We start from the raw sequence: 6,038 nt of genomic DNA, 5'->3' as shown, positions 1-6,038 counted from the left end.
GACAAAGCAGCCTCGACCTCGGCCTTGCCGCCATACATATTGATCGCGCCGCCTTGGCGCTGTAGCACTTGACCTAAGAACTCAGCATTTGCCGCAAACGCCTCCGGGTCATCACCGGAGAGCGCACCACGAATGGAGTTGAAGCTGGACTTCGGCACAAACCCGGTCTCCATTGCAATCTCGGCGGATGCGGCCATGCCAGCGGGAGAGGACGGGCTGTCTTCACCGATTACAGCGGAATAGGCTTTGTCGACCCGGTTGCGCTGGCCACTGTCATAGGGGTCCCAGTCACCAAACCCACCGGCCAGCTGTGCCACCGTCTGCTGAACCTCGATCTGATCCTTGCGGTTCCGGCGCAACTCATTGATCAGCGCGTTCTGGCTCTTGTCTGACAGGCTGTGATCCTCTCGGATTTCACGCTCCGTCAGAGTGTCATCATTGCTGGTCAGGCGGGTCTCATATTCGAGCGCTGCCGCATCCTCCAAGCGCTTCCGGATGCCGTAGCGATCATTGAGCAGACTGGAGGCCATGGCCCTGACCTCGGTATCACCGATTTGGTCAACCGCATTCTGCTGCATTGCGATATCGCTGGCCTTCATGGTCATCTTACGGGCCGACCAGTTCCGGATATCTGCAACGGTCATATTGGCGAGGAACGGGTTCGCCTCGATCACCTTGGGCGACAGGATATCCTCAACACTTGTCGACACGTCCGCCGTCAGTACATCGATGGCACCACCAACCCCGAGGAAATGGGCGAGGTATTCATTCGCATCGTTGATCGGGATGCCGGCGTTTTGGAGCGCGCCTGCATTCTGGGCCCTGAACTCAGCAAATACCTCGTCGGATGCATCGGCGTTGGTACGCATGGCAAGGATTTCATCCTTGCTTAGACCTTCAGCCCAAGCTGCGCCGCCTTTCTCGCGCAAATCGCTTACAATCTTCGTCCAAGTGCCCTTGAGGAACTGATGAGGCCCGAGCGCCGAAGAGTTTGGGTTCGCAGCATCAAGCTGCCCTCCGCTCTCAGCGCGGCGCAGTTTTGCCGAATAGCTGTCATTGGTCGCGGTATTGACGAAAGCAGCGGCATCCACCCCTTTGAGACGCCCCTGCACTGCGGCATAGAGCTTCTGGCGTGCTTGCGGTGAAAGGTCTGGGTCATTCAGCGCCGTATCAATCTCGGTGCGCAATTCGTCCGAGATCTCAAGGGCACCCTCGGTATCGGTAAGGATCTGGCTTAGACGAGCGGCGCGCGCAGCGCCACGCGCTCCACGAAGATATGCCTCTGTTTCGGCTGGTGTCTCGCTGATGTAAGGAGCATTCGCGCGGAAAGAGGAAATAGCCTCTATCTCGGCTAGCTTGGCATCGGCCTCTTCTTCCAAACCCGCTGCGTAGAGGTTCACATAGTCATCCACCAGCATTCTGCGGTTTTCTTCAGTGTTTCGATCGCTCTCACGATATTCGCGCTGCGTGGCATTGTTCTGCAAACCATTGAAACGCCGCGAGGCTTCCTGTTTGGCAGAAGCCAGCAGATCCTCTTTCAGCGCTCGCGGGATGTTCTCATCTTCCTCCAGCATCTTCACATAGCCGTCAGCCGCGGCTTTGAAACCACCGGGGTTAAACTCGTTGTTTCGTGCAAGTTCGGTGAAGGTTTCGCTCATGTCGATATTGCGCTGAGCAAGGTACTTGGAGAACGCGGCCGCATTGTGAATATCGGAGAACTCACCGCCCAGGACGGAACGCTCCGCGACCTGCAGCTTGCCACTCTCATCGCGGTAAACTGCATCAAACCCTTCCTCGCGCGCCTGCTTTTCGGCAGCAGGCTTTACGAAGTCGGCGCCGACTTTTGCCAACTCCGATAGAGCCGCCCATCCGGCCCCGGCTTGCACAGGTTGAGCAGCTACTTGGGAAACAGCCTGACGGCGGATGACTTCGGGAACTCGCGCCATATCACGCCCCTTTCTTGTATTGGACGTATTCAGCCAGAGGCACCGCTGCACGGCCCACACCCGTAATCAGGGACATGGTGCCGCGTTTCCGATAGGACTTGGCAGCTGTGCGGAGGTTCTGCGCCCTCTGCCGATCATCGGCACGTTGAACCAATCTGTTATGGGTGGCGGCTTCCCGACTGTCTCGCTCAAGGATAAATGCGTTCGGGCTACGATGGCTCAGGCCATTCGCGGCTCGTGATGCTCTTAGGCTTGAGAGATAAGTGTCCAGATCCTCACGCGCGATCGTGTCTCGCTGAAGGGCCTGCGTCTCGGCCATGCGCGCCTCACTTTGGGCGCGGGCAGATTCGGACATGGCTTCGGCCCGCCCGGACAATCCACCCGCAACCGCCGATACGACCTGCAGTGCGGTAAATGCTTGCATCAGACAACCACCTTTATACCGAGCTTTGAAACACGAAGTCGCCCCGGCCTGTTTTGACAGATCCGGATTGAATCGCTGGAGGAGACACCAACCAGAGTGGTGCGAAACTCTTCGTTTCGCAGTGGAGGTGGTTTCGTAAGATCCTCACCGATGCGGTATGCACCGAACAATTCGCCATTGATTTCAAATTGATGGCTGTCTTGAACCGTGATCTTGAGTGAAACTTGGCGTTTCACCTCAAGCGTGCCGCGTTCAGTCCGCATCGATTTGCGCCGCCAAGGCGTCAAGCATTTGCGGAAAACCAAACCAATCTGAGGCGTTTCATCATGATCTGGGTACGCAATGACGTTGCCATCGGCATCGATCGGATCACCATCGCCGTTGATTTCGTTATCCCCAAGATCCCATCCATCGAGATATACAGACGCGATGTGCCCATTAAGGTGTGGTGCCTGCTCCCCTGCGCAATCGAGAACAAGGGTTTTGTCAAAGCGCTCTCTATAGCGGACTGAGGTTTCGTTCACTGTCCTGTCAACCACCGCATGGCTCACGCCAAAGCATTGATATATGGATAGGAAATTGCCGTCAGTTTCCCACGGCAACCAGGAAATGATCTCATTCGATCGATCCCACTGACCAAGAGCAACTGACCCGTCAGAATTGACAACGTAGACGAAACTTTCCGCGTTCTCAGACCCGGAGGAAGTGGCACCAAGATAAACCGCATCTTTGATCAGTTGAGGGTGCAGCGAGGTCATCGGCTCCGCACGCCATTTGGTGTAGATATCGCCAGCCAGAGTGGCTGCGTAGATCCGTTGCCCCACAGCGTCGACAAACACACAGCCGTCATCCACTGCGATAGGCTCCACCGAGGCGCATCCCACCCGAGAGAACCTTACCGGGCGAATAGTGGCCGGTGTAATCGCAGACCCGTCGCGCGTCTGGTGCGAGTAGATGCCCTTGGAGGTCAGGAAAAGCAGATCCTCAACCGAAGCCATGAAGCGCAGAGTTCCGCCACTATCTGCCCCAACGGTATCAACGAAGCCATCCGCATCCTCAGAACCCATTTTGAAATCGTTGATTGCGCCAACCACGGACGCTGCAAACGCCTGCGGCGCTCCCGGAAAGTCGCACAAAAAAACCCGAGATAGGTGCCGCACAGCATATCCAGCATAACCATGCACCGGGGATTGCATTTGCATTTCCCAGATGACGGTAGCGGCGGGAGTAGCGGCCGCTGCAACTGCTGAGATTGGTTGTGCAGCATTTGGAGCGACAAGTTTTGGAGACGCCACAGTGTCGAAACCATCATACCGGGACGTGGCCATAACTGTTATGACGCTGCCCGCGATACCAGTGATTATCCCCTGACCACCCAACACGGAATGCTCGACCGCTTCACCAACCTGATAGTTGCTAACCGACGAAACGGTAATGTCATAGGTAGGGGGGAGCTCTTCAGTGACCGTCGCATTGATCACCGTCGAGCTCACCAGCGTACCAAGGATGATCTCGCGGTTCTGATAGCGGATCGCCATACCTTCATGAGCCGCCGTCCATATCGCTTCGGAAGCGGTGACAGTAATTGCGCCAGTTCGCGCGGAGGGCTGAATGGAGACCGTTTCGTTATAGCGCCAGTAGCTTTGGTGGATCGCACCGGCAAGGCCAGTAGCAAAAGCCATTTCGCCAAACGACCATGAACCATCCTCATTCAGGATCAGCGCCTGAATTGGAAAGTGCTGCGAACCAATGAGAATAGAGGAGGAATCGGGATCGGCTACGACCCAGAAAGAGATCTCGTCAAAGGTGTAGATGCCCCATTTCTTGGGAGCCGCTGTCCAAGTGATGTTACCCGTGTATTCAACGGTGTTGTTGCTGTCGTAAAGGATCAGGCCTGACGGCACAAAATGCAGGTCAAACACCCTACCTTCACCAAGATCCACCTCACGACCTTGACTGGAAGCAGTTTCATTGAGGAACCGCATTCCAGAGCGTCCCTCCATCTGTCCGGTAGAAAGCACCACGCAATTAAGGCCTTCCTTCACAGAGCGTGCGACAAGATCAATATCGTCACGCTCCTGCGCTTCGGGACGAACCTGCCCAAGCGAGAAGTCTTTCTGCCAGATGGTTTCCTTGCGGCGGGCCATCAACGCCTCCGCGTGGAACGGCTTGAGCGAGTGAACCGCGCATTTACGAGCCGTCCGCCCTTAGGCAGTACCCGCCGGTTGGATCTGTTTTTGCTGGCTTTGACACCTGATTTCATTAGCAAGAAATCGGCGTCCTGATCTTTTGCTGCCGCCTCGGCTTCTTCTTCCTGGACACCCTTCACAACAGCCTCCAGCCGTTTCTGGATCACTTGTGTGAACAATCCGCTCCATGTGTGTTCGAGGCCCTCAACAACGGCACGGACTTTCACCTCCCGTTTGTTTGCATTGACCAGAAGCACGTTTTCAGTGGCGTCGATCTCCCAAGCCTCTTGCAATTCTGATGCAGAGCACCCGTCGAGATAGACCTCAGCGATATGGAACACGCCATGGGGCAGCGTGAATTTGTCGGCAAAGCCAAAATCCCCGTCCGCGCGGCTTGTGAGGGTCAAGTATTTCCGCCCAAACGGAAAAGCACCGTCGCCCTCTTCGAAGGCAACGCGCACAATTTCATCATAGTTGACCTCCATGGCCCGCCAAATGGCGCTGCCTTGGCTGGCCTCCGATTCCCCGCAACGGAGCAACACGGACTGGAAGATGGTGGATTTTGATCTGACTGCCATGCGCAAACAGTCGCTTGGAGGTGCCAAACCCCGCAATGCACATGAGAAAAGGCCCCGAAGGGCCTTTCAGATCCGGCAGCAGGATCATGCCAAAGACGCCGGAGAACGCCTACTCGGAACCGCCCTCTTCATCATCGACAATGAAAGCCTCGGCCTTCTCGCGAAGATCCTTGACGAAAGCGACAGCAGTCTTGCGATCCATCTTCTTGCGGGGAGGCTTACCGTGGGAGGTCATTTCCGCGACCAGCTCAGATGGGGACATTTGCTCAGGGGCCTTGAGACCTTGGAGCTCAACCTTGACCGTCTCCTGCTCTTCCACATGGATCTGATACATGCCCTTGGAGTTGCGTACCGCCTCCATCGCGGTGACAGCAGGAACCGTCTTGGGGCCCAGCTTCCAAGCTGCCTGCCAGTCGGCCTGGGTAAACTTCTCGTCGGCAAAGGATGCCGGTTTTTCGCACGGCTTGATCGTAAGCATCTTCATCAGATCACCCCGTCATGATTGTGGAATGGGAGGAAAGGGTGATCGACGGCGATGTGCCGGCGGCCACAAGGCGGATGCGCGACTTCTGGTATTTGCGCTGATTGATCTCAGTGCACCAGTAAATGTCGTATTCATCGCCAGCGGCGCTATCGGGTGCGCCAGACTCGCGCACCTCGGTTGCACCGAGCGAGAGAACCGCAGCGACCTCGACCGTGCTGAAGTCGTCATTCGAGCATTCGACAACGACCTTATAGCTTTCATCGTTGGCCGAGATTTTCACGGCCTCCAACATGACCTTGGTCAGGTACATGGTGCGCTGAGCAGCACGCTCAGCGATAGTGTCGAGAACGGTGGTGGCGGTCAGTGCCGCCGAGCCGATCGCGCGGTGTTCGAGCCGCTTATCAAAGGGATAATGCT

General features: G+C 56.3%; 5 protein-coding genes and 1 pseudogene. All 6 read right to left on the bottom strand.

The window, feature by feature from the left end; all coding sequences use genetic code 11:
* Positions 1-1,946, bottom strand: a pseudogene (locus ACN0VM_RS17720) (hypothetical protein); the annotation flags it as partial.
* Position 1,947: 1 nt separating this feature from the next.
* Positions 1,948-2,370 carry a hypothetical protein gene (locus ACN0VM_RS17715; RefSeq protein ID WP_009178885.1) on the bottom strand — a complete coding sequence of 141 codons (423 nt, stop codon included), beginning with the start codon at positions 2,368-2,370 and terminating at the stop codon, positions 1,948-1,950.
* On the bottom strand, positions 2,370-4,517 hold the full coding sequence (locus ACN0VM_RS17710; protein WP_417452224.1) for a hypothetical protein: 2,148 nt from the start codon (positions 4,515-4,517) through the stop codon (positions 2,370-2,372). Before ACN0VM_RS17710 ends, ACN0VM_RS17715 begins: the two co-directional genes overlap by 1 nt.
* Complete coding sequence (locus ACN0VM_RS17705) at positions 4,517-5,137, bottom strand: hypothetical protein (protein ID WP_417452223.1); 621 nt, start codon at positions 5,135-5,137, stop codon at positions 4,517-4,519. Before ACN0VM_RS17705 ends, ACN0VM_RS17710 begins: the two co-directional genes overlap by 1 nt.
* A gap of 109 nt (positions 5,138-5,246) precedes the next feature.
* Entirely contained in the window at positions 5,247-5,621 is a 375-nt protein-coding gene (locus ACN0VM_RS17700) for a hypothetical protein (protein WP_065325797.1), read from the bottom strand.
* A 4-nt stretch (positions 5,622-5,625) separates the two neighbouring features.
* Positions 5,626-6,038: hypothetical protein (locus ACN0VM_RS17695; RefSeq protein WP_417452222.1), on the bottom strand; the 413-nt coding region annotated here is incomplete at its 5' end.

The organism is Kordiimonas sp., from assembly GCF_048260245.1.
Lineage (GTDB): Bacteria > Pseudomonadota > Alphaproteobacteria > Sphingomonadales > Kordiimonadaceae > Kordiimonas.
Note: the sequence above shows the minus strand (reverse complement) of the source record. Positions and strands in the feature narration are given on the sequence as shown.

Coding starts and splice junctions, on each gene's coding strand:
- ACN0VM_RS17700 (WP_065325797.1), bottom strand. CDS start 5,621: ATGAAGATGCTTACGATCAAGCCGTGCGAAAAACCGGCATCCTTTGCC.
- ACN0VM_RS17715 (WP_009178885.1), bottom strand. CDS start 2,370: ATGCAAGCATTTACCGCACTGCAGGTCGTATCGGCGGTTGCGGGTGGA.
- ACN0VM_RS17710 (WP_417452224.1), bottom strand. CDS start 4,517: ATGGCCCGCCGCAAGGAAACCATCTGGCAGAAAGACTTCTCGCTTGGG.
- ACN0VM_RS17705 (WP_417452223.1), bottom strand. CDS start 5,137: ATGGCAGTCAGATCAAAATCCACCATCTTCCAGTCCGTGTTGCTCCGT.